This is a genomic window from Vibrio sp. Vb1574 (assembly GCF_033338675.1).
The window spans coordinates 1-1180 of sequence record NZ_JAWOTC010000329.1; the positions used below are offsets into that span (position 1 = coordinate 1).

1 protein-coding gene is annotated in these 1180 nt (G+C 45.9%); it reads right to left on the reverse strand.

The features are described from left to right. The coding region (locus R7O12_RS25945; protein ID WP_318126930.1) for an alpha-galactosidase at positions 1–844 on the reverse strand (844 nt) is incomplete at its 3' end. Positions 845–1180: the final 336 nt, after the last annotated feature.

The window sequence follows — 1180 nt, forward strand, 5'->3', positions numbered from 1 at the left end:
ATTCTGGCTGCGCTATGAAAGGAGCCATCCAAATCGCCGGCTTTTTGCCTTTTGCGCGAATGTTTTGAATCAGCTCCTTCACACCGCCAGAGAATTTATCCGACGGCGTAAGCCAATCCCCCATGAACGCTTGATAGCCATCATCCAGAAGTACCCATTCTAAGTCTTCGAGCTTGTCTTGCATGCAATCGACATTTTCTAAAACATTTTGCTCGGTCACATCGGCATAGTACGCATACCAAGAACACCAGCCTATCGGTGCATCCTGCGTGACACCGTTGCGAATAGGATGATGCGCGGCAATCATCTCGCTGAACTCTTGATACAGATCGGATAGCGAGTTGCCAGTTAAAATCGTAATGGACTCAAGTTGATTGTGTTCCAAATCCGCCACTTGCGTGTGTTCGCCATCGATTGCTGCGGTCAGTATCCACTGCCCATTTCGCTGTTGTATATCAAAGTAACCAGCAAATCGACGGCACGTCGTGAAGCCAAACAAGGTGTAACCAGCAGAATCCTCAATCACTAGATAGTTGTAGTAACGCTTAGGTGCATGTTGCGAGTACACACGGTATGGGGGAATGTTGTCGGGGCATCGACCTATTTCAATCGGGTGCGTGATCGTTCCTGACGTTTGCGCCAACATTTGAAAACCATCACCAATCACGTTGGCTTCGTGCTCGTATAGAAACGGCATTTCGAACAGCACTTCACGGTCAGTAAAGGTCTTATTGTGAAGCCCAGAGAAAGAGAAATGGGCTTGATTACCAATCACATCCACGTGCAGATCGTTATCGATGATCGTCATTTCGGAATGGTTGGCTAACTGAATGGTCTGAGCCATATTGCATCTACTCACTGATTATTATTGTTTTGTGTCCAATTGACCCCACGATGCTTGGTTGCGCGTGAAGCCTTTTGAATATGACTTCATTATCCTGTGAATGATGCGAGCAATTCGTTATTTTCGTCACGAATCCATGCACTCTGACGCTCAAAAACGGTTATTGAGATAACGCTCACTGAAATTTTGGTTAAAAAAATACCAGCCCGAAGGCTGGTATTTCGATTTATGCAAATTGCACTAATTAAGCAACTTCGATTGGACCACCGAATGAAGTCACTGGCGGTACTTTGCCTGTGAACTTCTCGAAGTCTACGATACATGTGTTCGCAGAAG